Genomic DNA, 1,771 nt, shown 5'->3' with positions numbered 1-1,771 from the left:
AAGCAGCTTTCGAAATCATTGCAGTCCCGGCAACTGGGGGAGCTGCACAGCGAAAAGCCTTCGGCCTCGCAGAGCTTTCGGTAAAAGTATTTTTTCCATTTCATGTTTTGGGTGTTGCCGGCCGCCAGCGTCGGAAAATGCGAGGCGAGCAGGCGGCCGAGGTCGCTTCGACTAAAAAGGCCAAGGTCTTGCCAGAGGTGGTCATTGCGCATGGCACGCCGGGCGATGATCTTGGCGAAGCGGGCGCTTGCCTTGTCGTCGGGCCGGGCATGCGCCAGCAGCAGTCCGCGCAGAAGTTCTTCTTCCAGATCCGGCTCAGGCTCGCTCCCCTCTTCCAAGGCAAACGCGTTGATAGGAAAAGCAGGGAAACAGCGGGACAGGACATCGCGCAACTCGGCGCGCGAAAGTCCGGTTGCCTCCGTCGCCGTCGCCTCGCCGGCCTCGATCTCCTCGAGCGCACGTGAAAGCACACAGGCAAGCACATGCTGGTCGAACCTTCTCTCCAGCTGCGGCCATTGGCCGGTGCTGAGCCGGGCATAATGTTGGGCAAATATGGTGCGTTCTCCTGGTTTCGCCCTATCAAATCATGCAGAGACCCGGCCTGCCGCAACATGGGTCGGGCAGTTCTTCGGTACGGCACTCCGGGTCGCCTCGCGTCGAGTAGTTCGGCAATTCTCGTCTGGTCCATCGGCTCTGGCGCAAATTCTGTGATTCGAAGCGGTTCGCGAACCCCGGCCCAGCCGTTTGCGCCTCGCGGGGAACACTGGCGCCGGAATTTGCCCCGCAGAGTTGGACGTGAACCGTGCGGGACAGAGGTCGCGTGCTGAGTGCGGCCACATGGTTCAAGCCAGACTCACGGTTGAATGCCGTCTCATCCAGAGCGTCAGCGGGTGAGTTCCAGCGCACGTTCAGGACAGGATCGCGCGCCTCGTGATGCAGGCAGTTCCTCCCCTTCCGCAACTTCAATGTCACCAGGCAGGATGTAACCGTCATTATCGAGTTTAAAGATGTCCGGCGCTTGCGCCGCGCATCGCGCGTGGCCCTGGCATTTGGCCTTTTGGACGATGATGCGCATGGCGCTGCCTCCATTGTCTGTGCCCGGGCTCGGGGCGGGCCTAAGACCAGTCCAGGATCAAATTTTCGATCCCGAACACATGGCCGCCAGAAGTTATCGGCGCCGTACCCTGCTTGATCCTGAAAGCCGGGATGCGCGCCAGCCACTCCTCCAGGCCAATGACAATCTCGCGACGGGAAAGGTGTGAGCCAAGTCAACGGTGGGGACCATAGCCAAACGCTGCGTGGCGGTTGTCCCCCCGCTCCAAATCAATCGTGTTGGGGCATTCGAATTCCGCCGGGTCACGATTGGCAATCATCGTGGCGCAGGAAACATAGTCCCCCTTCCGGATCGGCGCGCCTTCGAAGTCGATATCTTTCGTGGCCACGCGGATCAACTGAATGGGCGGATAGGCCCGCAGCAATTCTTCGGTTGCGAGCGGGATGCGGTCCGGTTCGCTCCGCAGCAATTGCTGATCTTTGAGGTTGCGTGCGAGGTACGCCAAGTCAAAGCCTATAGCTGCTGCGACCGTGTCGAGCCCAGCGACGAAGACAAGCACGCCGATGCCGCGGACTTGGGTGTCAGTCAGCCGGCGGCCCTCGACCTGTGCCTGCACTATAAAGGTCATGAAATCGTCAACCGCCTCATCGCGGCGCATGGCTGCAAGTTCGTCGATGAATGCCACGATCGTCCGGGCAGCCACAGGTCGTTCCTTAT

2 protein-coding genes and 1 pseudogene are annotated in these 1,771 nt (G+C 60.5%); all 3 read right to left on the bottom strand.

Annotated elements, in window-relative coordinates:
• Nucleotides 1-554, bottom strand: a 554-nt coding sequence (locus tag NKH35_RS31630) for a nitrogen fixation protein NifQ (RefSeq protein ID WP_352917560.1), incomplete at its 3' end; no start/stop codon positions are given.
• Nucleotides 555-883: 329 nt separating this feature from the next.
• A complete protein-coding gene (locus tag NKH35_RS31625) occupies nt 884-1,075 on the bottom strand; it encodes a ferredoxin (RefSeq protein ID WP_081725572.1) in 192 nt (63 codons plus the stop codon).
• Between the two features lie 40 nt (nt 1,076-1,115).
• Nucleotides 1,116-1,771, bottom strand: a pseudogene (locus tag NKH35_RS31620) (cytochrome P450); the annotation flags it as partial.

Source organism: Mesorhizobium sp. M1143 (assembly GCF_040318435.1).
GTDB lineage: Bacteria > Pseudomonadota > Alphaproteobacteria > Rhizobiales > Rhizobiaceae > Mesorhizobium.
The sequence above is the reverse complement of the archived record's forward strand: the minus strand, read 5'-3'. Positions and strand labels throughout refer to the sequence as shown.